General features: G+C 46.5%; 19 protein-coding genes. 17 read left to right on the top strand and 2 right to left on the bottom strand.

The features are described from left to right. The first annotated feature begins 20 nt into the window (after window positions 1-20). The 16 genes from I2H74_RS20985 to I2H74_RS20910 all read left to right on the top strand — a co-directional run bounded on the left by I2H74_RS20985 (window position 21) and on the right by I2H74_RS20910 (window position 19,283). Complete coding sequence (locus I2H74_RS20985; RefSeq protein ID WP_195576200.1) at window positions 21-671, top strand: SGNH/GDSL hydrolase family protein; 651 nt, start codon at window positions 21-23, stop codon at window positions 669-671. A gap of 268 nt (window positions 672-939) precedes the next feature. Then, the gene (locus tag I2H74_RS20980) at window positions 940-2,412 is read left to right on the top strand and encodes a potassium/proton antiporter (RefSeq protein ID WP_195576199.1); all 1,473 of its coding nucleotides are present in this window, start codon (window positions 940-942) and stop codon (window positions 2,410-2,412) included. Between the two features lie 233 nt (window positions 2,413-2,645). Continuing rightward, window positions 2,646-2,936, top strand: a complete 291-nt coding sequence (locus tag I2H74_RS20975) for a hypothetical protein (protein ID WP_195576198.1) — start codon at window positions 2,646-2,648, stop codon at window positions 2,934-2,936. Window positions 2,937-3,040: 104 nt separating this feature from the next. After that, a complete protein-coding gene (locus I2H74_RS20970) occupies window positions 3,041-5,143 on the top strand; it encodes a methyl-accepting chemotaxis protein (RefSeq protein WP_195576197.1) in 2,103 nt (700 codons plus the stop codon). A 270-nt stretch (window positions 5,144-5,413) separates the two neighbouring features. Beyond that, entirely contained in the window at window positions 5,414-6,178 is a 765-nt protein-coding gene (locus tag I2H74_RS20965) for an ABC transporter ATP-binding protein (RefSeq protein WP_324254126.1), read from the top strand. Between the two features lie 30 nt (window positions 6,179-6,208). After that, window positions 6,209-8,128: an FtsX-like permease family protein gene (locus I2H74_RS20960; RefSeq protein ID WP_195576195.1), complete on the top strand. Its 1,920-nt coding sequence runs from the start codon at window positions 6,209-6,211 to the stop codon at window positions 8,126-8,128. Between the two features lie 209 nt (window positions 8,129-8,337). Continuing rightward, window positions 8,338-9,516, top strand: a complete 1,179-nt coding sequence (locus tag I2H74_RS20955; RefSeq protein ID WP_195576194.1) for a tyrosine-protein kinase family protein — start codon at window positions 8,338-8,340, stop codon at window positions 9,514-9,516. 147 nt (window positions 9,517-9,663) lie between these two features. Continuing rightward, the gene (locus tag I2H74_RS20950) at window positions 9,664-10,920 is read left to right on the top strand and encodes a CpaF family protein (protein WP_195576238.1); all 1,257 of its coding nucleotides are present in this window, start codon (window positions 9,664-9,666) and stop codon (window positions 10,918-10,920) included. 24 nt (window positions 10,921-10,944) lie between these two features. Beyond that, window positions 10,945-11,775 (top strand): type II secretion system F family protein, encoded by an 831-nt coding sequence (locus I2H74_RS20945; RefSeq protein WP_195576193.1) that lies wholly within the window; start codon window positions 10,945-10,947, stop codon window positions 11,773-11,775. A gap of 15 nt (window positions 11,776-11,790) precedes the next feature. Beyond that, the gene (locus tag I2H74_RS20940; protein WP_195576192.1) at window positions 11,791-12,669 is read left to right on the top strand and encodes a type II secretion system F family protein; all 879 of its coding nucleotides are present in this window, start codon (window positions 11,791-11,793) and stop codon (window positions 12,667-12,669) included. A gap of 31 nt (window positions 12,670-12,700) precedes the next feature. Beyond that, the gene (locus tag I2H74_RS20935) at window positions 12,701-12,889 is read left to right on the top strand and encodes a Flp1 family type IVb pilin (protein WP_229106908.1); all 189 of its coding nucleotides are present in this window, start codon (window positions 12,701-12,703) and stop codon (window positions 12,887-12,889) included. A 68-nt stretch (window positions 12,890-12,957) separates the two neighbouring features. Further along, window positions 12,958-13,629, top strand: coding sequence for a TadE/TadG family type IV pilus assembly protein (locus I2H74_RS20930; protein ID WP_195576191.1), 672 nt, complete (start codon window positions 12,958-12,960; stop codon window positions 13,627-13,629). Window positions 13,630-13,649: 20 nt separating this feature from the next. Then, the gene (locus tag I2H74_RS20925) at window positions 13,650-15,911 is read left to right on the top strand and encodes a TadE/TadG family type IV pilus assembly protein (protein WP_195576190.1); all 2,262 of its coding nucleotides are present in this window, start codon (window positions 13,650-13,652) and stop codon (window positions 15,909-15,911) included. Continuing rightward, window positions 15,868-16,860, top strand: a complete 993-nt coding sequence (locus tag I2H74_RS20920) for an AAA family ATPase (protein ID WP_229106907.1) — start codon at window positions 15,868-15,870, stop codon at window positions 16,858-16,860. Before I2H74_RS20925 ends, I2H74_RS20920 begins: the two co-directional genes overlap by 44 nt. Before the next feature lie 47 nt (window positions 16,861-16,907). Continuing rightward, window positions 16,908-17,411, top strand: coding sequence for an A24 family peptidase (locus I2H74_RS20915; RefSeq protein WP_195576189.1), 504 nt, complete (start codon window positions 16,908-16,910; stop codon window positions 17,409-17,411). A 24-nt stretch (window positions 17,412-17,435) separates the two neighbouring features. Further along, window positions 17,436-19,283, top strand: a complete 1,848-nt coding sequence (locus tag I2H74_RS20910) for a DUF6382 domain-containing protein (protein ID WP_195576188.1) — start codon at window positions 17,436-17,438, stop codon at window positions 19,281-19,283. Window positions 19,284-19,582: 299 nt separating this feature from the next. On the opposite strand, the gene I2H74_RS20905 is transcribed toward I2H74_RS20910, so the two are convergent. Beyond that, window positions 19,583-20,521 (bottom strand): TIGR01777 family oxidoreductase, encoded by a 939-nt coding sequence (locus tag I2H74_RS20905; RefSeq protein WP_195576187.1) that lies wholly within the window; start codon window positions 20,519-20,521, stop codon window positions 19,583-19,585. A gap of 270 nt (window positions 20,522-20,791) precedes the next feature. Further along, complete coding sequence (locus tag I2H74_RS20900) at window positions 20,792-21,256, bottom strand: DUF2621 family protein (protein ID WP_195576186.1); 465 nt, start codon at window positions 21,254-21,256, stop codon at window positions 20,792-20,794. A 122-nt stretch (window positions 21,257-21,378) separates the two neighbouring features. Here I2H74_RS20900 and I2H74_RS24850 point away from each other — a divergent pair. Next, the coding region (locus I2H74_RS24850; protein WP_229106906.1) for a deoxyribonuclease IV at window positions 21,379-22,009 on the top strand (631 nt) is incomplete at its 3' end.

Below are 22,009 nucleotides of genomic sequence, written 5' to 3'. Positions count from 1 at the left end.
CTCCAGAGGAGGCAATGGACATGAAGCTTCGTCAAGGCTACAAACTAATTGTGATGGGGGATTCCATAACCGACTGTGATCGCGCAAGACCTGTAGGAGAGGGGCTCTATCATGGCTTGGGAAATGGCTACGTGAACCTGCTGCAGTCGTTGATTCGCTGTGAATATCCTTCCTTTATCATTCAATTGCTGAATATGGGGATCGGCGGTAACACCATTCGCGATCTTGCGGCACGATGGCAGCAGGATGTGCTGGATCATCAGCCTGATGGAGTTATCATCGCGATCGGGATCAATGATGTCTGGCGAAAATATGATAATCCGATGAATCAAGCACTTGCGGTGCTGGAAGAAGAATATGAGCGCACGATGAATGAACTGATCGATTCGTCGCAAGCGCTTGGAGCCGATGTCATGCTGCTCACGCCGTTCTTTATCGAGCCGAATAAGGAAGAGCCGATGCGTGCGGATATGGATCGCTACGGGGCAATCGTACAAGCTGTTGGAAGAGAGCGGGACCTGCCTGTTGTGGATCTGCAGGAAACCATGGACCGATTCTTGGCGTACACTCATCCTACGACGCTGGCATTCGATCGTGTCCATCCGAATCAGACTGGGCATATGGCGATCGCTAAGGCTGTTCTTGAGATGATCAAGCAGCAGAATGTGTAGCATGTTAACGCTGCTAAGCACATAGTTGTACCAAGCAAGAAATACACCATATGCGTTCTCTTCAGTATCAGAAGAGGACGCTTTTTTATGAGCTCAATAATAGTAGAAGTAGAAGCAAGGCAGCTATTTTTGTGGAACCATATATACGGCAATAGTCGCCAACCCCGGTTATAAACATTTTTTTAGTTAAAAAGAAATAAATACTAGAAGCTCCGTCATAAACATAAGAGATGGCAAGTGAAACTTATGGTGACGGAGGACAAGCCCAGTGATCTGGACAACAGACGAGCTCTTATTCTTACTCGGAATGATGCTATTTATCGGAGTTGTAGGGGCAAAGATGACGAACAAGCTCAATGTGCCCTCGCTGGTCGTATTCATCATGCTAGGCATGGGGCTTAGCCAGTTCATGTATTTTGACAATGCTCACTGGACACAGTTGTTTGGGATTCTCGCTTTGATCATCATATTATTTGAAGGCGGCATGCATACAAGCTGGAAAAGGATGAAGCTGACCTTAAAACCTGCGCTCTCGCTTTCCACCGTTGGCGTGGCAGTAACTGCCGTTGTGGTTGGTGTATGCGCCAAGTTCATCTTGAATCTGGAATGGCTGGAGGGGCTTTTGGTTGGGGCGATTGTAGGCTCTACGGATGCGGCAGCAATCTTTTCTGTTATTGGCGGCAAAGCGATCCACCGTCAGTTGAAGACGACGCTTGAGGTAGAATCGGGCTCGAACGATCCGATGGCCGTCTTTTTGACCCTATTATTAATTGGGCTTATGGAGGCGCCTGAATCTGTTTCATGGCTTTACATGCTCAGCTTTTTTGTATGGCAAATGGGAGCGGGACTGCTGCTGGGGCTATTTTTCGGCCTAACCTCCGCGCGGCTATTGAATCGAATCCAGCTAAGCAACGTTGGTTTATATCCCGTACTGGCCGTGAGCTTGGGCATCCTCACTTATAGTATTGCGGCTCTTATGGAATGCAGCGGCTTTTTAGCCGTCTATGTCATGGCAATCATGCTGGGCAATGCCGATCTTACGTATCGCTACTCGATTGTCCGCTTCAATGAGGGCTTTTCCTGGATGATGCAGATTATGATGTTTGTGCTTCTAGGCCTGCTTGTATTTCCAGGCCAACTGGTGCTGGTAACCTGGCAAGCGCTTCTGCTTTCCTTTATCCTCATGTTTATCGCAAGGCCGATCGGGGTTTGGCTCAGCTTGTTGTTCTCCAGATTCAATACAAGAGAGAAGGTTCTAATCTCATGGGCAGGATTAAAAGGAGCCGTTCCGATCATCCTTGCCACGTTTCCTTTAACGGCAAATGTGGAGCACGGCATGCTGTTCTTCAATGTAGTCTTCTTCGTCGTACTGAGCTCAGCCCTACTGCAAGGGGCGACTGTATCCTGGGTGGCTGACAAGCTTGGCTTGTCCCAAGGCAATATGATGGAGGATGACGACTATATCGGAAGAATACAGGAGCCAAGATCGGTAAGCGAATCGAATTTGAATGTGATCAGTCTAAAGGTATGGCCCCGATCACAGGTCGAATATCGAAGGCTGGCAGAGATCAGGCTGCCTGGTAATACCTCCATTATGGCCATCATGAGAGAGATGAAGGAGGTTCCAGTCTACGGAGAAAGCATGCTTCATGCAGGAGATGTTGTATACTTGCTTGCTGCGAAGGAGCATGTGAATATCCTTCAACGCATGTTTGTGCGTCAGCAGCGTATCAAAAAGTAGCATTTTGGACGAAAAACGATGCGGCGTTGCTCTTCATCATCTATCAAAAATCGATAAGGATGCAAATAGACATGATTCAAAAAGACGTGAATTATGTCATTTTGTGTCTTTTTATGTCATTTATAAAGGAATCGTTAAGAAAATGAAAAAAATATTGGAAAAATCTTTTGAAACTAGTTCATTTGACCGATATTATGTATATAAGGTGGATAAGAGAACAGGAGTGAATCAGATTGAACTACAACTATACACCTATACATAAGCTGTTTAAGCATGTGAGCTATCACCCAGGGCGATACCTGCACGTCGTCGATGTGACGTGTCGTACCGTTGATTTTGATTACTCAGAGAAGGAGAGGGTTGATCAGCTCGTAATCGGTTCTGAGGAGCCATTGGATGAAGCTGCCCTAAGGAATTTGTGCCGGGAGAAGCTAATGGAGGAACATCCCGACTTTCAATTCTATAGAGAGGTTGAGGTCGAGTCACTGGATGTTGTGGAAGCGTTTGATCGTGAATTGAGCTAAGGCATACTTATGCAGCTATTGTGTATAGAGATAGCCTACACAGCAAGTAGATTATGCAGGATAAACATACATAGAGTGATCCGGGAGAAAAGGAGATGACCCGAATGAAGAATGTTTTCCCGTCGAAAGCATCTTGGAAGGCACGTTTGAATTTGGATCTGTTTAAGCATCCCTTTAAGTCAATTGGTGTTAAGCTGTTCATCATCTTTGTCGTAAGCATACTTGTATTTGTTGTAACCGTAGGTATTATCTCATACACGGTATCTAAACAGGCTATTGAACGGAAGGTATCTGAAGCAAGCTACCAGACGATGATTCAAGGCGCCGAGAAGATCAATATGAGAATAGACCAGTATTTGACTATGAGCATGCAAGTCATGTTCGATCCGAACCTGGTGAACTATTTGAAAAAAGGACTTACGCTGCAAGATTACACGTATACGATGATTGAGAACCAGAACAACATCAAGTCTTCTTTGCAGAACTATACGATCAGCAATGATCTTTTGCAGGAGATTTATTTGGTTCCATTGGATACGAAGCGAGAGACATATAACTCCAACGGCTATCAAGTAAAGACTGAGGACATTATTAAGAATGACTGGTTCCAGAAAATTATTGATGCCAAAGGCGGAGTTGTATGGCTCGAGACAATGCCTGAGGGACTAGCGAATACCAAGCAGCCAACCTTTGGCCTTGCAAGGGAAATGAGAGATTCCGGTACAGGCAAAGCGGACTATGTGATTATTATGGAGCTTAGTTTGAAGGCGCTCTCGGAATCGATCGAAAGCCTGCAGCTGGGCGAAGGTTCACAGCTTCGCGTCATTAATCCTGAAGGTCGCATCATGTATGCGGAAGACGCAGCAGAGTATACGAAGCAGGCTCCAGAATGGCTCGTGCCGAAGAAGGGCGAGAATGAGAAGGAGTGGACAGGCAGCTCCTTTGTGAAGGCAGATAAGGGCGAGCAGATGCTGACGGTATACCATGAGATCAAGACGAATGGCTGGCTCTTAATTGGAGAGATTCCGGTTAGGGAGCTCGTTAAGGATGCAAATACGATTCTTATCGTGACGTTAATTTGTGTACTCGCAGCTACGCTTATTGCCCTTGTTATTGGCTGGTTCGTTATGCGCATGATATCGAAGCCACTGCAATCGTTGCGTGAGCTGATGCATGAAGGATCACAAGGGAATCTCGGCGTTCGCGCCAAGTCGACTTCAGAAGATGAGATCGGCGCGCTGTCCAAAGCCTTCAATACGATGATGGAACAAATTACAGGACTCGTGAAACAAACAGAGGAAAATGCAAGTGCCGTGCTTTCTACTGCACAAGCGCTCTCAGAAGCGTCTCGCAGTACGGCTGTCTCAGCCCGTGAGATTGCGGTCGCAACAGAGGAGATTGCGAAGGGGGCAACGAGCCTTGCTGTTGAGGCTGAACGCGGTCATGATCTTACCTATAATATGGCTGCCCAGATGAAGAGCGTGGTAGAGGCCAACGGCGGGATGGAACAATCCGTTCAGGATGTCGAAAGCGCTAGCAGCAACGGGGTGTCCAACATGAATGCCTTGATGCAGCGCACAGGCACTACCGAAGAGATGATGCGTTCACTTGCGCATAAAGTCAATGAGCTTGGCGGCAGCACGAAATCCATTCGTCAGATTATCGTCGTGCTGAACAATATGTCGAAGCAAACAAACATCTTGTCTCTGAATGCTACGATTGAAGCAGCAAGAGCTGGGGCTGCCGGCAAAGGCTTTATGGTGGTAGCAGACGAGATTCGCAAACTTGCCGATGAGACGCATACGTCCTTGGATACGGTCGCTTCCATTACGGATCAGATCGAGAAGGAAATTCACGAGACCGTACAAGCGCTGTCCTCTGCTTTCCCTATTTTTGAGCAGCAGACAGAAGCGGTGCGGGATACAGACCAGATCTTCAGTCAGGTCCAACAGAAGATGGAGGGCATGGTCAGCAATCTTGATCATGTAACTACGAATATCCAACGCCTGAATGAAGCGCAATCGACGCTGATCGAGGCGATGAGCAATGTAAGTGCTGTTGCCGAAGAAGCGTCTGCGACATCTGAGGAAGTTGCTTCCTTGAGTGGAGAGCAGCTGAATATCTCCAGTCATCTCGTGGAATTGTCTCAGCAGCTTGAAGAGGTATCGTCTAGCTTGAAGGCTTCCTTAAGCAAATTCAAAGTATAAAATATTATAGTTGAAGATAGAAAAGGTGCCTGTCGAATCAGCTTGATGCTGAGCGGCAGGCTTTTTTTATGTAAATAAAGAGGGCCGTTGTTAGTCATGTCACGTCTTCATTCAGCCCAGTTCCCCTAGCGATAAGAATAACTAAGTATCGTATTCTTACGCTTCATGACAATATTGAAAGGTAGATGAAAGCATAATCCAACGATAACACAGTTCGCTTCTTCTATAATGAACTCAAATGAAACCGAGGGAGTGGAATCAAGCATGGAAATGCTTAGTGTACGTCATGTCGTGAAGACTTACGAGGGTAAAGTAGCGACGCCTGTGCTGAAGGGTATCGACCTTTCGGTAGAGCAGGGTGAATTTGTAGGCATTATGGGTCCTTCAGGAAGCGGCAAGACGACCTTTCTAAATACAGTAGCAACAATCGACAGTCCAACCTCTGGCGAGGTATTCATCAACGGCGTAAATCCTCATCAATTAAAAAAAGAAAAGCTCGCCTCCTTCCGTAGAAGAGAGCTAGGCTTTGTATTCCAATACTTTAATCTGCTTCACACCTTGACCGTGGAAGAGAACATTATGCTTCCTCTGACATTGGAAGGGGTTAGTGTCAAAAAGATGAAGCGGGATGCCAACGAGCTAGCGGAGCGGCTTGGCATCGGGGAAATCATGAAGAAGCGTACGTATGAGATCTCCGGTGGACAGATGCAGCGCGCAGCTATTGCTAGAGCGATCATTCATCGTCCAAAGCTTATTTTAGCTGACGAGCCGACAGGTAATCTGGATTCGAAAGCCTCACGCGACGTGATGGAGACGCTGGAGAGCATTAACCGCAATGACGGGGCAACGATGATGATGGTGACACATGATGCCTTTGCTGCCAGCTACTGCAATCGTGTCATTTTTATCAAGGACGGAACGTTGTATAAGGAAATTCGACCAGCCTCCAATCGGCAGGTGTTCTTCCAGCAAATTATGGAGGTTCTCGCTCTGATGGGCGGTGACCAAAGCGAATATAGTCCAGGAAGAGTGTAAAAGAGATTGTCAGAATAGGAGGTGTAATCGGTGAATTTTCGACAGCTAGCCTTTAATAATGTGTTTCGGAACAAAAGGACGTATGCTGCTTACTTTTTGAGCAGTGCTTTCTCCGTCATGATCTTTTTTGTATACTCCATCATTGCCTATCACCCGGATATGAAGGGTGGGCTCATTCACCAGGTAGCGGTTACCGCGATGAGTGCTGCGCAGTGGATTGTATATGTGTTTTCCTTTTTCTTCATTTTGTATTCGGTAAGTGCATTTCTTAAGACAAGACAGCATGAATTCGGTGTATTTATTATTCAAGGGATGTCTCATCGTCAGCTTAATCGCTTGATTTTCCTGGAGAATCTGCTGATTGGATTTGTCTCGATCCTCACAGGGGTAGGCGCAGGACTGCTGTTCGCTAAGCTTGGTCTTCTGATCGGAGGCAATATGATGGATGTGAAGCTTCCGTATTATATTGCGCCGAAGGCTGTACTACTTACAGTGGTATCCTTCTCGATCTTATTCATTGTAATCTCTATCATGACGCAATTCATGGTAAATAAGAAGAAGGTTATTCAATTATTGCAAGGCACGAACAAGCCTAAGACAGAGCCCAAGGCCTCCGTATGGCTATCTGTGCTGGCGGCACTTCTGCTTGGAGCAGGCTATACGCTCGCAGCTACTGCCAATGCAGCTACAATTGGCATACTGATGTTCCCCGTCATCATTATAACGATTACAGGAACGTACTTCTTATTTACACAGCTTAGTGTATTCATCATCAACATGCTGAAACGTAATCAAGGGTTGTTCCTGCACCGTACAAATATTATTACAATCTCAGATCTTGCATATCGCATGAAGGATAATGCGCGCATGTTCTTCATGGTGTGTATTGTGTCAACGGTAGCCTTCTGTGCAGTAGGTACGCTTGCTTCATTCGGCGTGATGGATAAGGAAATGGAGCTTAATATGCCGTTTGCGATCGGCTACTCGGCCGCGAATCAGCATACAGAGGCGAATCTGCAATTGGACAGCCTTGAGTCCCAGTTGAAAGAGAAAAATATTGACTATTCGAAAGTAACGACGCCTTTCTTAATTGATCAAAGCAAGCAATCTGGCAGTGACGTTAAGATAGTGAGTGTATCGGAGTATAACAAAATGGCGAAGCTCTTGAACATGGAGACGTTAAATCTTCAAGGGGAGCATGCGAAGCTGCTTACCGATAATATTGCTTCCAAGCATTATGAAGTAAGCACTAATCAAAGCATTACGCTTCAGAAGAGTGGGATCACGGTTGTATCGGATGGACGGGCTGACGGCCCTGTATTCAACTCTGGCATGATGTATAATGGCGTCGTGGTATCGGATGAGTTATATGCCAAAATAGCTGGACATGCTGAGCCATGGACACTCATTGGATACAAGACAGACAGCTGGAAAGAGACCAAGCACATTGGGGATGATATACAGGAGAAGCTAAGTCAAGAACTCGATGCTTATTATGCTGATCGTGATCATGGCAAAGCGCCATTATTTGATTTCACCTCTCTTGAAAGCTCGTTCTCTGAAATGAAACAGATGTACAGCATCATGCTGTTCTCAGCCTTGCTTGTAGGTGCTGTGTTCTTCATCGCAGCAGGAAGCTTCTTATACTTCCGCTTATTTACTGATTTGGAGCAAGACAAGGAGCATTATCGCGCTATTGGCAAGATTGGCCTAAAGGATTCTGAGCTTAAAAAGATCGCAACGACGCAGCTGCTGCTCTTGTTCTTTGTGCCTATTCTGGTGGCGATCATTCATAGTATCTTTGCCTTTATGGCGCTGCAGAACCTTATAAATCTATCCATTGCTGGCCAAACGTTCAAGGTGCTGGCAGGATTTACGGTGGCGCAGATTCTATACTTCCTGCTGATTCGTTGGCGCTACTTGAGCCATCTGAGAGAAGCCGTTCGCTAAGTGGAATAACAGATCTGCAAAGATTCATTAGCACTTCATATAGTTTCATCAGTGAAAGTGAAAAAGGGATATTGCAACTCTGGAAATATTATGATATATTACATTCAAATCAATATTATTCGTACGGAAGCACCGTCACGAAGCCTATGAAGGTCATAGGCTTTTGTGGCGGTTTTTTGTGTTTTCATTCTTAGGAGGTTGAGTCAAGCATGCATCAGGTTCAGCAATGCTGGGTGATTGGACTGCCGGATAAAGGACTGCTGGAACGAATTCGAGATTACTGGAGACATAGTGTTTATGCCGATCGCGTGCATTTGAGAGTGTTCTCACAGATGGACACGTTGAGACATTACGTTGGCTTGCAGACTGAGGTACAACTTCTCATTATTGATCCGGACTGGAGAAATGAAGTAGAAACGAGCCTGATCACGAATGATGATCAAGGTTTGACTATTGTCGAGCTGGATGAGTCTAGCGGAAGAAACCAGCATCTGCCCTCAAGCGGTGCTGCGTATGCCGTGACACCGTATCAGCCTTTATCCCAGCTCTTTGAACAGCTATGGGTTCTAGGATTGTCCATTGCTCGCATCTCTGAAGATCCTATTCGTGCCCATACAAGTCCTAACGATGCCTCTGTCTGGACAATCAGCTCTGGGGGAGGCGGAGCTGGGAAGACAACCATTGCTTCTCATCTTACCCATTACGCTCAAGAAAAGGGACTGAGGGTATTTTATTGGAATTTGGACTGGATCCATGAGTGGGGTTCTCCTCCATTACCTACGGCGATGAGCGGGGAGGCTCGAACCAGTGAGGGAAGCTTCTCGAAGCTTATTTATTGGCTGTCTCGAAAGGACCCCTCTGAAGCGATCGAGCCTGATCCCTATTTATTTCCTATGGGAAGCCTACCAGTAGAGACATTTGATTGGAGAATTCGCAGGAATGAATGGAATGAGCTGGACGGGCCGACCATTACCAAAGTGCTGAATTGGCTGAAGAGCATCGGCAGATATGATTTGATCGTCGTGGATACGTCTCCAGGGCATGCTCTTGCAGATGCAGCTGTGAGCAATAGTGATCAGGTCGTCTGGGTGGTTACAGATGATTGCTCGCAGATAGGCAAGAGCGAGCTATGCTGGAAGCAATGGGGACAAGATGGGCAAGGATTAGGCGCTAGCACGATGAGTCGCTTGCAGGTCATTATAAATCGTTATATGGGCTCCATGCTGAATTCCTTTACACGTCCCACTACGGTTCATGCCTATTTCCCCTATATACCCCAATGGAAGCAGAGGCATCGGATGGATCAAGGATACGGTTCAGAGGTGTTCCAAGCTGCCTTTCGGGATTGGATGCAAGCTGCTGCACCATGGATGCATGAACGTTACTAATGATCTGCTCTTGCTGAGCAAACATCATAGTTCCATTTATCATGTTGGAAATACGACTTTCAGTACTTCGTTATCAGGAGCGTTATGAACATGAGGAAGATACAGGAACAACCACATCAAGCTGAGAGAAGCTCAGATCATGCATGGATGACAGGTCAGGAAGCGCTGGATCTGAACGAGTTAAGCATTCGTATTCGTCATCAAGTGAGAGGACAGCTGGAGTGGGACCAAAGTGTAAGCGATGAAGAACTCGAGAGCAGAATTGAACAGAACTTGTTTAATTCTCCTGAAGTGAACTACATGACTGCTTCTGAGATGAAGCAGGTTGTTAAGCGTGTGTATCATTCCTTCCGAGGACTCGATGTTCTGCAGCCTCTTGTGGATGATCCTACAGTTACGGAGATTATGATTAATGGCCCCCACGAGATTTTTATAGAGCGGAAGGGACGAATGATCCAAAGCGATATTCAATTTGAAAGCAATGAGAAGCTGGAGGATGTCATTCAAGCCATTGTAGGGCAAGTGAACCGAGTTGTAAATGAATCTACGCCGATCGTGGATGCGAGACTTGCTGACGGCTCTCGCGTGCACGTTGTTTTGCCTCCGATTGCTTTGAAGGGAGCGACCGTTACGATTCGTAAGTTTCCGGAACGGCCAATGACGATGGATGACTTGGTGGCGTGGGGAGCTATTCCTGAGGAGGCTGCCTCTATGCTTAAGCAGCTTATAAAGGCCAAATACAACATTTTTATCAGCGGAGGTACAGGCTCAGGAAAGACAACATTCCTGAATGCCTTGTCTCAATATATCCCCCCAGATGAACGGGTGATTACGATTGAAGATGCTGCAGAGCTTCAGATCGTCACGGTACCGAATCTAGTTTCGCTTGAGACGAGAAACGCAAATACCGAAGGCAAAGGAGCTATACCGATTCGTGACCTGATTCGAGCTTCGCTCAGAATGCGTCCTAACCGCATAGTTGTTGGGGAGGTACGTGGGGCAGAGGCGTTGGATATGCTTCAGGCGATGAATACAGGCCACGATGGCAGTCTTTCCACAGGTCATGCGAACGGAGCCCGGGACATGATGAGTCGACTGGAGACGATGGTGCTCAGTGGTGCTAATCTTCCCCTGCCCGTAGTCAGACAACAGATTGCATCAGCGCTCGATATTGTCGTGCATCTTGCTCGGATACGCGATGGGTCTCGCAAAGTAATCGAGATTGCTGAAGTAAAGGGGATGGAGGGAGGTGAGATTGAGCTGTCACCTTTATTCCAATTCGAAGAAGAAGGTGAAGAGGATGGCCGAGTGCTTGGTCAGCTGAGACCCCAACATCGAATATTCCATCGATGGAAGCTAAAGATGGCAGGGATAAATCTCTTGGATGAGGCGGAGGTACAGTAGATGGCAGCAAGGCGGGAAGTGAGCATGAGTAAGTTGATAGGTTGGAACAAGAAGGGAAAGAAGGCAGCCTCAACAGATAGAAAAGGCAAGGCGTCCAATATCAACGATCAAGGCTTACCCCATTACACGGAGTATCAATTATCGAAGAAAGAGTATCTCTTTGCACTTTGTGTTGGAGTGCTTGTGACTTCCATGATTGGAATGCTGTTTTATAAGCATTGGCTAGGCGTCATTGTAATTGGCTGCCTTGGATTATACTATCCCCGCATTCGAAGACAGGCGCTGCTCGATCGAAAGCGGTCCCAGCTGTCCATGCAGTTTAAGCAAGCTCTTTATTCGCTGAGCTCCTCATTATCAGCAGGGCGTTCTATCGAGAATGCCTTTAAGGAAGCGATTCAGGACCTGACGCTGCTCTATCCCGGAGTCGATGCAGATATGATACGTGAGCTTCGAATTATTAAATTTCGTATGGAGAATGGGGAGCCGATGGAACGAGCAATTATGGACTTTAGCTTGCGTGCAAAGCAGGAGGACATCGCTAACTTTGCTGACGTTATCGTTACCTGTAAGCGTATGGGGGGAGATCTGATCGAGGTGGTGCGAAGAACATCCTCTGTTATCGGAGAGAAGATGGATATCATGCAGGAGATTGAGGTGCTTGTTGCACAGAAAAGGCTGGAGATGAAAGCCATGATGGCAGCTCCCTTCGTATTTCTAAGCTTTCTAAATCTCAGTGCACCGGACTTTTTGATGCCTTTATATGAAGGGGTTGGAAGGGCGATCGCCACTGTATCTTTGCTGCTGCTGTTTCTAGGTGTATGGATGATTAGCCGAATGATGAATATCCGGGTGTGAGGAAGGAGGGGGAATATGCTTCCAAGCTGGATATGGATTGCTGTATTTGCTGCTGGTCTGCTGATCCTTTGGCTGAACAATAAGCGCTTGTATCCGCATTACGAAGAGCTTCTCGCCCAAGCTCCCGAGCTAAGTAAGATTAGCAAGTGGCTGCCGTGGATGCTGTCTGTTATGCGAAGATTTCAGCCAACGCTTGATACTCATCCTATGTTTATGGGCCTAAGGCAAGCAATCTTTCAATTCTACGGTCCTCATGAATATCATAATCGCTTCCGCCTTATCACTGCTGAGCTTGGCTTTTATCTGTATGGGGGGCTTCTGATTGGACCCTTGCTTGCGGCAATCACGGATGGAAGCCTAATGAATATGATCGGCGGACTCGTATTAGGAATTATCCTGCCGCTAGCAAAATGGAAGGATGTCTTGAATCGTGCGGAGCGCAAGCGTCAGGATCTTCAGTTGGAGCTTCCTGAACTTCTAAGCAAGCTTACCCTGTTAGTTCAAGCAGGAGAGACCGTACCCCGAGCATTGCAGACCTGTCTGGATCGTAAACGAGGGGAACTCCATCATCCTTTGTATGTCGAACTGGATCGCATGCTGAAGGATGTTGCGAATGGATATGCCTTCCCTCAAGCAATGGAGCAATTTGCAAAGCGGTGCGCGATTCAAGAAGCCGCGATGTTCTCTACGACCTTGTTAATTAATCAGAAGCGCGGTGGACAATCCTTTGTCCTTGCGATGGAGGATTTGGGAAGGCAGCTTTGGGAGAAGCGAAAGGCTGTCGCTCGAATGCGTGGTGAAGAAGCATCGACGAAGCTTATTTTCCCGATGATGCTAATGTTTATCGTACTGCTGGCTCTTGTCGGCGGTCCCGCGCTCTTGATGATGAAGTAAATATCATGATTTGAATAAGGAGAGGATCGGAATGTTGAATATGGTTAGCACACAAGCGAAGAATCTTTGGAAGGATGAGGACGGCCTGGGGACAGTAGAGCTTGTCGTCATTATTGCAATCATTGTTGTTATTGCTTTGCTGTTCAGAAAGCAAATTGAAGGATTTATTCTTGATCTTTTCAATCAGACCAAATCCAAATCCAATGAAATCTTCAAATAAAGTAAAGAAGCTGTAGTGCGATGAAAAAGACAACCATTCGTTATGTCTGCAAGAAGAGTAGGGGGAGGATGAGCAGGCTTTGGAAAAGGGCTTTGCGTGAGGACGGCACCCTCATGATCGAAGCTTCGCTCGTTCTTCCGATTATTTTGTACAGTACAATCGCAATCGTCTTTTTTGGAATGTACATGTATCTCATGGTGATGACCAACCATGCAGCAGCGCTTGCTTCTGATCGAGGTGCGGTCGTATGGGATAACAGTCACAAGGACCCGAAGACAGGGCAATTTCCGGCGTTTGAGAAAGATCCGCTCTATTGGAGGCTTTTTCAAGACAAAATGCTGGATCGAGTATTCGGTGGCGGCTTCGCAGGTGGTGGTGGATACACGATTCAGCTTCCTGCACCGCATGCTTCCGACAGTTTGCCAGAGAAGAAGATGTCAATGGGAGCCGAGTTTCTTCCTCATTCCTACTTTGGTGAAGTATCCTTCGGGAATGCAGTGATTGAGCGAACGTTAACAGCTACTGTGAAGCAGGAGGCATTCGGACAAAGCTTTGAACGTATGACGGGGTTTGGAATCAAGCTAGAGGGAACATCAGTGAGTGCAATTGTAGAACCAGTAGAATTCATTCGTACCGTAGAGCTTGCACGATACATGACGACGAAGATTCAAGCGATGAATCATCTGGGAGCTAGTCCGAAGCAGGCGGGACAGCTCGTGACGGAGGCAGCTAAGCCATAGAAAGGATAAGGAGAAGACATATGATCAAGAAACCGACTACATCTAGTAAGCACCGGACACTTTTTCAAAAGAGGGGTTCGCTTCGAAAAAGTGACCGGGGAGCGGTCTCCATATTTCTCATCTTCGTTACGATGGTTGTCTTTGCCGTGATGGCAGTTATGATCGATTATGCTCGTATTGCAGCATTCGAGTGGCGAACGGAAGCCGCGGCACAGACCTCCATTCGCTCTGTAATGTCTGCTTATGAGCCTGCACTCCAGGAACGATATGGTCTGTTTGCCTATGGGCAGACGGACCCAGCTCTTATTGCCGAGGCCGTATTAAGTGATCACTCACCTCGAATCTCTGATGAATTCGCCTGGGTCAATATGGAGGTTGGCGAGCATTCCTCTTCTGTTACTCGTCCGCTTGGGCGGTTGGAGCAATTCGATCAGCAGGTAATGGAGGATATGAAGTATAAAGCACCTGTACAGATCGCTTACGAGCTTATCGGCAAGATGAAGCCGGTCTCGGGAGCGATGGAGGAAGCAGCCAAGACGACAGAGCTTCTTAACAAAGTGCGTAAAGACTTTGATAAGCGGAATAAGGAGCTGGATCACGCTCTGCGCTTTCAAAAGCAGGCTCGGGATGAGGCGGTAGGCACTGATATCAAACGAAGCATTACAGAGGATATCCGCTTTTTATTCATGGATGATTCCGTTGGTTCTATCTCGACTGCAGCGGATATTGCAACACAATATGCCGATTACGTTCGGATGATCCGTGAAGATGCTGGTCTTGAGGAAGAGGATAAGATCCATAGCAGCACCATACGACAATATGAATCGGACGCTCGCAATACGGCGGATACCATGCGAAGAACAATAATGAAAGCACAAAGCAGGCACTTCACCCATCTGGATAGATCTATTCAAGCGGTGAAAGAGGCGCGTGCGATTAACCAGCAGATGAAGATAACCATTCAACAGGTTAGAGCCTCACATCCAAGTGAAGGCTACAACCAAGTAGGCCAATCTTCAATTGGAGAGACGGGGCAGTCATCTACTGCCGACGAGTTGAAAAAGATTAATGAATCCGTAGATTCGCTCGTGCTTCCAGATTCATTCTTTATCGATTACGAGAATGAGCTGCAGAAGCAAAAGACTAGCTTTGCTCAGCTGGATAGTGATGTGGGCTCTTTTCAATCTGTAGTTGGCAGTTCCCTGGGGGGTGGAGGTTCTGCTTCGGGATTAAGAAGTTCGGTAACAAGCATGTGGAGATTGTGGGAGCAATACGAGCGTGACTATGTGAAGCTTCCCCGCAACATCATAAGTGATCGAGAGCAGGAGATAGGGAAGCTTAAAGCTTCGGATGATGAACGTAGAAGGCTTGAAAAAGAAGCGAACGAGAGCTTGAACCAAGCCACCAGCTTGTTGTCCACGCTTGCGAATATGGACAATGCGGTAGCCTCGCATCGTGACGCCTACCAAGACGTAAGAACGAAAGCAGATGCGATAAAAGCGTTCAATCAGAAGCCTCTTCCTGAGGGGGAATACGGAGGCAGCTTGAATCGTGATCCATCTGACGCTGCTGAAGAATCGATGAAGGACATGAATCAGCTCTACACAGGATTAGGTGAATTTATGATAGGTGCACGAGAGCGACTCTATCGAAATGAGTATGCTTTCAACTACTTCACCAGCTACGATCCAACGAAGCTGCAAGGACTGTTTAAATCAAAAAATCCAACAGAAGAGCTTATTCAATCTCTTAGTATACATAATCAAGAACTTGAGTATATCATGTATGGTTTTCATGATCCCGTTATGAATCTATCAGCTGCTTATGGTGAAATATTCGGAATGCGGCTAGCCATTCGAACGATGGAGGGCTTTGTTCAATGTGCTGGAGGGGGACATCCTTTAATAATTCTAGCTTGTGCTGTAGCAAAGGGAGTGAGTATGGCGTTAAGCGATATGCTGCAATTAGTCACAACCAATGCGGTGCCTTTGTCTATGTATACACCGAATATCCGACTTTCTTACAGTGACTTTTTGCGTCTATTCATGATGATGCATGGCTCGAAGGATGACATGGTGATACGAATGCTTGCCCTGATTCATTACAATACGGGAATAGACCCCATAAAGCAGGGAACTTACGGCGAACTCCAGCTTCATACTAGAATGAAGCTTTGGTTCCTGCCGGGCTTGATGCAGATGCTTGGTCAGACAGGGGCATTGGGAGGAGATGTGAAGGATGGATACTATGAGACATCACGAGTCTCCGCTTATACATATTAAGGGAAAGAAGAATTGGAAGAGAACAGAAGGCAGCATTGTTGTAGAGGCTTCCATCCTGCTACCCATGATCCTGCTGTTATTTCTATTCTTTGTATACCTTATTCAAGCGGCTGTGATATCTACGGCACTTCAATCCGCTGCTTCCAATGCAGTAAAGCAGGTGGCCACTCATCTGTATCCTGTTCAAAAGTTAGTAGAGAATGCCCCACCCATTACGGAGGTCGGCCCGATCGGCACAGTATTATCCCGTCCTCCAGCAATGTTGATGCGTCTTACGGCCAAGGAATTTGTTCAGCAGTTCGGCGCTGATCTGCCAGAGCCTGTATCTGGTTGGGTTCAGGATGCAGGAACTTGGATAGGAGATCAAGCCGAGTCTCTAGGAGAACAGGCTCAAGCTGCGGTGGGGCAGGTTATTTTCAAGCCACTTCTTGAACGATACGGCATTCAGCATATTTTAGACACGGATAAGATTCGAGTAACCCATCTTAAGCTGCCGGATCTAAAAGAGAAGGCAGAGCCTTTTGTAGCACTTCAAGTCGAATATGATTTGCCAATGAGAGTTCCGATTCTCATGAAGAAGATGACGCTAACTGCGAGAGCTTCTGAACGTGCATGGATTGGAGATGGTCCTCCGCCAGAGACGCAGTCTGACGGAACAGATAAGGACAAGCCTGCTCCTCAAATTGTAAGTATCGAGCCTAATCCCCTTCGCCCTGGTCACCGGGCTAAGTTGATGGCTAAGGCTCAGCCTAATGAACAGGTAAAGTTGATTGTATACTACAAAAGCGGCGAAAGTGTTGCAAAGGGACTGGTATGGAAGCAGGCGGACGCTGACGGGAATGTATCATGGGATTGGCATGTATCGGGTTCCACTACGGAAGGTTCATGGAGGCTTCAGGTCATTACAGATAGTGGAGCAACTACAGATATGAGCTTTAATGTGGAATAGATATGAATTGAAGGCAGGATGGTGAGTAAAGGGAGAGGGGGGATCTAATGTTGGCAGAAGCTGCAGCCGCCGTATTGATAGGTACGGCAAGCATTACAGATATCAAAAGTCGCAGAATTCCCAATGTGTTGACGATCACTTGTGCTAATTTGGGATTGCTCTATTACTTAATTTCCGCTGGCTTATCTGGATTACTATTTAGTGGAATTGGACTAACATGTGGCTTCGTTGTTCTCCTGTTATTATATCTATTTAAGGTCGTAGGTGCCGGAGATGTAAAGTTGTTTGCAGCATTAGGTGCATGGGTAGGGGCTGCAACTGTATGGAGTATCTTTGTTTATTCGATATTGTTTGGTGGTTTTATTGGTCTTGCACTCCTGTTATTTCATTATCGATCCTTCGGGAAGAAGTTTGTTCAGATGATTCTAGTTACCATTGGGCTTCGTAATATTATCGTGTTTCGCGAGCATATGAAGCGGCCGACTACATTTCCGTTTATGGTAGCTGTACTTCCTGCTGCATTATTTGTGTATTTTACAGGAATGCAATAAAGGTCTATAGAAAGGTGGGTTCACGTGTACGGATATGAGGCAGATTTCGCCCATGAGGGACAAATCGTAATGAAGCTGCGTCGTGATCCTGCTCTTCGTTCCAATGATATGGACATTCACTCCCTGAAAATGATTCAGCGAAATCGGATTCCCCATATCTTGCATGCGGATATGCAAGAACTCGACTATGATGTGACCTTGGTTTACGAAATAAGCGGTAAACGCATGCTGCAGCAGCTTATTCGAAGCGAGCAATTAACCGAATTGCAATATTACGAGTGGATGCTTCAGCTACTACGACTACTATCGAGTTGTCGGGAGTATATGCTGAATCCGAATCATCTGCTGCTGCATGAGCAGTTTATGTTTGTTGAAGGTGGCACACAGCAGGGGGTGCTGTACGTTCCATACATCCCTACACATGAAGCTCTTCATGCCAAAGCAGCAATAGAAGGACTGCGCAGGTTGGCCGTTCAGCTGTCGAGCATTGTTCAGCAGTGGACGAACGATGGATTCCAGCAACTCTTGCGAAAGCTCCACGATGATAGTCAATCCATTGAACAAATCCAGCAGTTTGTGCAAGCAATGCTTGTCCAAGCTCCTCCTGTTCAGCAGCATGGTATTGCTGGCATGTATGATAACGAGATAGCGGCATCCTCCTTTAGTGAAGGAGGGCAGTTGTCCCGATCAGAGCGAGAGTATTCGCAGCACGCCATTCCAGACAGGAGGCATCAATTCGGCACGAAGACTGAGCAGCAAAGGCTTCTGGATAAGGAGCTGTTCTCACAAGCTGGGTCGGCAGCATCTCATGTATCTCACTCTGCTCCCAATAGAAGCCGTGAAGTAGACTGGGGCTTTGATGACGAGGAGGAAGAAGAGGAAGCTGTTACCCAGTCTCCTCTTATCGGTGCAGGGATTGCCTTGCTGCTTGGAGCATTAGGTTGGAAGTTTGGCTATATGACAACTGCCAATACGGTCAGTATGCTTCTTAGCTTAGTTGTGACGCTAATTGGCGTGCTTTTAGGCTTTGCATGGTGGAGAGGCTGGTTCCATAGCATGTTCAACCGGTCCAAGGGATCCGCTGCAGTACATAAACGCTCAAAACATTCCAAAAATGATCCTTTGCTGCCAGACTTCGCTTCGATCGAGCTTACTTCGCAGTTGAAAAGAGAAGCTGCTGAAAAGAACGGCTTTTCTTATCCTTCGAATGTTAATAAGGACTCAAAGGCGGCTGTAGGAATGTCGCGTGATGCTGTTCAAACCAAACAAGAGCTAGGGGGAAGGAATGGCTTAGGCGTTCTTCATACGAATCCCTCTTCTTATTCGGCCTCTAATGATTATCAGAACAGGAGCGTACCAGGAGCATCTTCTTCTCCTTATAGAGCTAGAGAAGAGACAGTTTCTAATGCATGGGGAGATGCCCGTCAAGAGAGTCGGCCTGCTAATGCTGTTGAACAGCATTATTCTCATTTAGCCGCACATACCTCGGTGCTAAATAGCGGACCACAGGATGCGACGGTGCTTCTAACTTCAAATCAGACTGGGAATCATCAAGCAAAGGCCGGAAAGCTTCGTATCCAGAGATTAGCGAAAGATGGCGTTACGGTGGCAGAGGAGAAGACAGCAGGCGAGTGGCCGTTTGTCCTGGGAAGGGCAGAGCAGGGGGTGCATTATTTGCTGATGGAGACGGGAGTCTCCAAACTGCATTGTGAACTGATGAAAGATACAGAAGGATACACCATTCAGGATCTTGGATCGAAGAATGGAACAGAGCTCAATGGAGAATTGCTTATTCCATATAAGACTTATCAGGTTGAGGATGGTGCTAGAATCAAGCTGGGACATACGATACTCGTCTTGCATCACATCTAGGTTATACTTTTCACCAAGTATTAGTGTCGTTGTTTATATATTTTTTATCCTTTGTATTACGTCTATTTCTACTCTTATTCCTTACTATTCTTTTGGCTGCTTTATTCTTAGCCGTGTCCTTATTATCACCCTGTCCCTTACTTTTATCTCGATTATAAAACGAATAAATAAGCATCCATGACGGCATCGAAGGCAGCTCGAGACCAGCATGGATGCTTATTTATTTGGTGGAGTATTATCATAACGAATTGAATCCTAATCAATAGCTTCCATCAAATCTGTCTATACCTTTGAACGCATTAAGGTTCTTCTGCATTCAGCCCATGGGCTTGTGAATGAGCCTCGGCATGCCTGATCGCTTGAATAGCACGCTCGGCTGTTCCGAATTGAAACGCAAAGCCATGCTCCAATGCTTTGGCTGGATATACATGCTGACCTTCTAGCAACAGAGAGGACATTTCTCCAAACATGAACCTTAGGCTCCAAGAAGGTACGGGCATCCAGTATGGTCTGCGATATTCTTTTGCTAATACACGTCCGAACTCTCCATTACTCAAGGACTCAGGAGCTGCTGCATTTACAACGCCTTCGATGCTTGATTCATGAATGATGAAGCGGATCAAACGAATCATATCATCAAGATGGATCCAAGAGAAGGGTTGAGAACCGCTGCCGATCGGACCGCCGACTCCAAGCTTAAAGGGGAGTGCCATCTGAGGAAATACGCCTTGGCGAGCTGCTAGCACTGGAGCGATACGGAGCTTGACGGTTCTTAAAGCAGGAATCTGATCCGCACTTTCCTCCCACTTTCGCACAACGTCTGCCAAGAAGTCATTTCCTTGACGAGTGCTGGTTTCATCGAATATTCCCGTAGCGGAACTTCCATAGATGGAGATGCCAGAAGCATTGATCAAGAGTGGAAATGGTTTGCCTCTCCTGTCTGCCCATTCTGCTAACCTTCTAGCGGATAATGTACGAGAAGCTGTTATACGGTTTTTGGCTTGTATCGTCCATCGTTGATTAATCGTCTCTCCAGCTAAGTTTACGATAACATCAAAGTCGAGATCGTTATTCTGCTGGAAGTCTGTCCAACGTGTATAGGTCACACGCTGCGTCTTCGTAGACGGATGATCGGCAGGGGAACGAGTTATGACGGTTGCCTGATGACCGTCTTGAAGCCAGTCTTGAATCAGGGCGCGTCCAATAAGCCCCGTCCCCCCTGTTATAAGCATGTGCATAACTGTACCCCCTAATCATTTGTAACAAAGCTATAAGTCTATGGGTGATCGTTTGGTTATCCTATATCATTAACCTCATTACGCATCAATTGAAAATAGTAATCATTCCCAAGATGTACGGCCAATTGCGACGAATGACGAAGATAGTAAAGGTACTTTAATAGAACGAATCTTCCCATTCATCCTGTTTGCGATTGCTCTCCACTCGTATAAACCTTCATTACAGGTTTATAAAGTCTATGTTGATGAATACTATAAGTATATTTGCAGTTACTGCAGAAGATGCTTGAAGCGGCTGTAATCGATCTGGTGTCGCTTTAATGTTTTCTCCAAGTAGGCGTGATCGCGCTTCGGCGTCGCTTTAATATATCCTTCAATAACATGGTCTTGCGTAACTTCAGAAGCCCCGCTTTCCACAGCAATCTGACCGATCTTGGCGGCTATGCTGTGTGCAGCAATATCGCGGAAGGCCTTGGGTACGGGCTGAACAAGCACTTGAAGAAATGCTTTGGAATCATCCGTCCATAAATGCCGGCTCTTCTCAACCCAGTAGTTCTGCCAATCAAGCTTCGATTTGCCGTCATTCATCGGCAGGACCTTGAGGAATTTGCGGAACATGAAGAAGCCGCCTATAGCCATAAAGCCAAGCATAACCATGCCCCAAAAGGCTATAGAGTTCATAAACCAGTTCGGAGGTCCGTCTCCGGCTAGCGGGAAAAATGAAAATGGGATCATATGCGTTCACCTCAGCCATTTACCTTAATTTGCTAATCCATACATCTTGAATTATACCGCATTCCTAGATTTATTTCGATATTCCTAGTAAAATAAAGAAATGACTTGAAAGGAGCTGTAATATGCTTAAAATCGGATCACATGTATCATTTTCTGACAAAGGATTGTTGTCTGCAGCAACAGAAGCGGCTACCTATAGCTCCAGCTCGTTTATGATCTATACGGGTGCGCCGCAAAATACGCGCCGCAAGCCTATTGACACACTATATATTAAGGAAGGCAAGGAATTGATGGCGAAAAACGGCGTTGAAGAGATCGTTGTTCACGCCCCGTACATTATCAATCTCGGTTCCTACAAATCGAATACGTTCGAACTTGCCGTCAGCTTCCTTCAAGAGGAGATTCATCGTACGCATCACATTGGCGTGAAGCAAATTGTGCTTCATCCGGGCGCCTATACGGATAAAGATGCGGAGTATGGCATTAACCGTATTGCTGAAGGCTTGAATGAAGTGCTCCGCAATACGAATGAAACTGAAGTGCAGATTGCTCTGGAGACGATGGCTGGCAAAGGCACCGAGGTTGGACGAAACTTCGAAGAGATTGCTGCAATATTTGATAAAGTAGAGTTTAACGATCGTCTTTCCGTTTGTCTCGATACCTGCCATATTCATGATGCTGGCTATGATATTGTCAATGATTTGGACGGAGTATTGAAGAACTTTGATCAAACGATCGGCTTGGATCGTATCG

Source organism: Paenibacillus sp. 1001270B_150601_E10 (assembly GCF_015558675.1).
In the GTDB taxonomy this organism is placed as follows: domain Bacteria; phylum Bacillota; class Bacilli; order Paenibacillales; family Paenibacillaceae; genus Paenibacillus_B.
Note: the sequence above shows the minus strand (reverse complement) of the source record. Positions and strands in the feature narration are given on the sequence as shown.

Coding starts and splice junctions, on each gene's coding strand:
- I2H74_RS20985 (WP_195576200.1), top strand. CDS start 21: ATGAAGCTTCGTCAAGGCTACAAACTAATTGTGATGGGGGATTCCATA.
- I2H74_RS20970 (WP_195576197.1), top strand. CDS start 3,041: ATGAAGAATGTTTTCCCGTCGAAAGCATCTTGGAAGGCACGTTTGAAT.
- I2H74_RS20965 (WP_324254126.1), top strand. CDS start 5,414: ATGCTTAGTGTACGTCATGTCGTGAAGACTTACGAGGGTAAAGTAGCG.
- I2H74_RS20955 (WP_195576194.1), top strand. CDS start 8,338: ATGCATCAGGTTCAGCAATGCTGGGTGATTGGACTGCCGGATAAAGGA.
- I2H74_RS20950 (WP_195576238.1), top strand. CDS start 9,664: ATGACAGGTCAGGAAGCGCTGGATCTGAACGAGTTAAGCATTCGTATT.
- I2H74_RS20945 (WP_195576193.1), top strand. CDS start 10,945: ATGAGTAAGTTGATAGGTTGGAACAAGAAGGGAAAGAAGGCAGCCTCA.
- I2H74_RS20940 (WP_195576192.1), top strand. CDS start 11,791: ATGCTTCCAAGCTGGATATGGATTGCTGTATTTGCTGCTGGTCTGCTG.
- I2H74_RS20935 (WP_229106908.1), top strand. CDS start 12,701: ATGTTGAATATGGTTAGCACACAAGCGAAGAATCTTTGGAAGGATGAG.
- I2H74_RS20930 (WP_195576191.1), top strand. CDS start 12,958: ATGAGCAGGCTTTGGAAAAGGGCTTTGCGTGAGGACGGCACCCTCATG.
- I2H74_RS20925 (WP_195576190.1), top strand. CDS start 13,650: ATGATCAAGAAACCGACTACATCTAGTAAGCACCGGACACTTTTTCAA.
- I2H74_RS20920 (WP_229106907.1), top strand. CDS start 15,868: ATGGATACTATGAGACATCACGAGTCTCCGCTTATACATATTAAGGGA.
- I2H74_RS20915 (WP_195576189.1), top strand. CDS start 16,908: ATGTTGGCAGAAGCTGCAGCCGCCGTATTGATAGGTACGGCAAGCATT.
- I2H74_RS20905 (WP_195576187.1), bottom strand. CDS start 20,521: ATGCACATGCTTATAACAGGGGGGACGGGGCTTATTGGACGCGCCCTG.
- I2H74_RS20900 (WP_195576186.1), bottom strand. CDS start 21,256: ATGATCCCATTTTCATTTTTCCCGCTAGCCGGAGACGGACCTCCGAAC.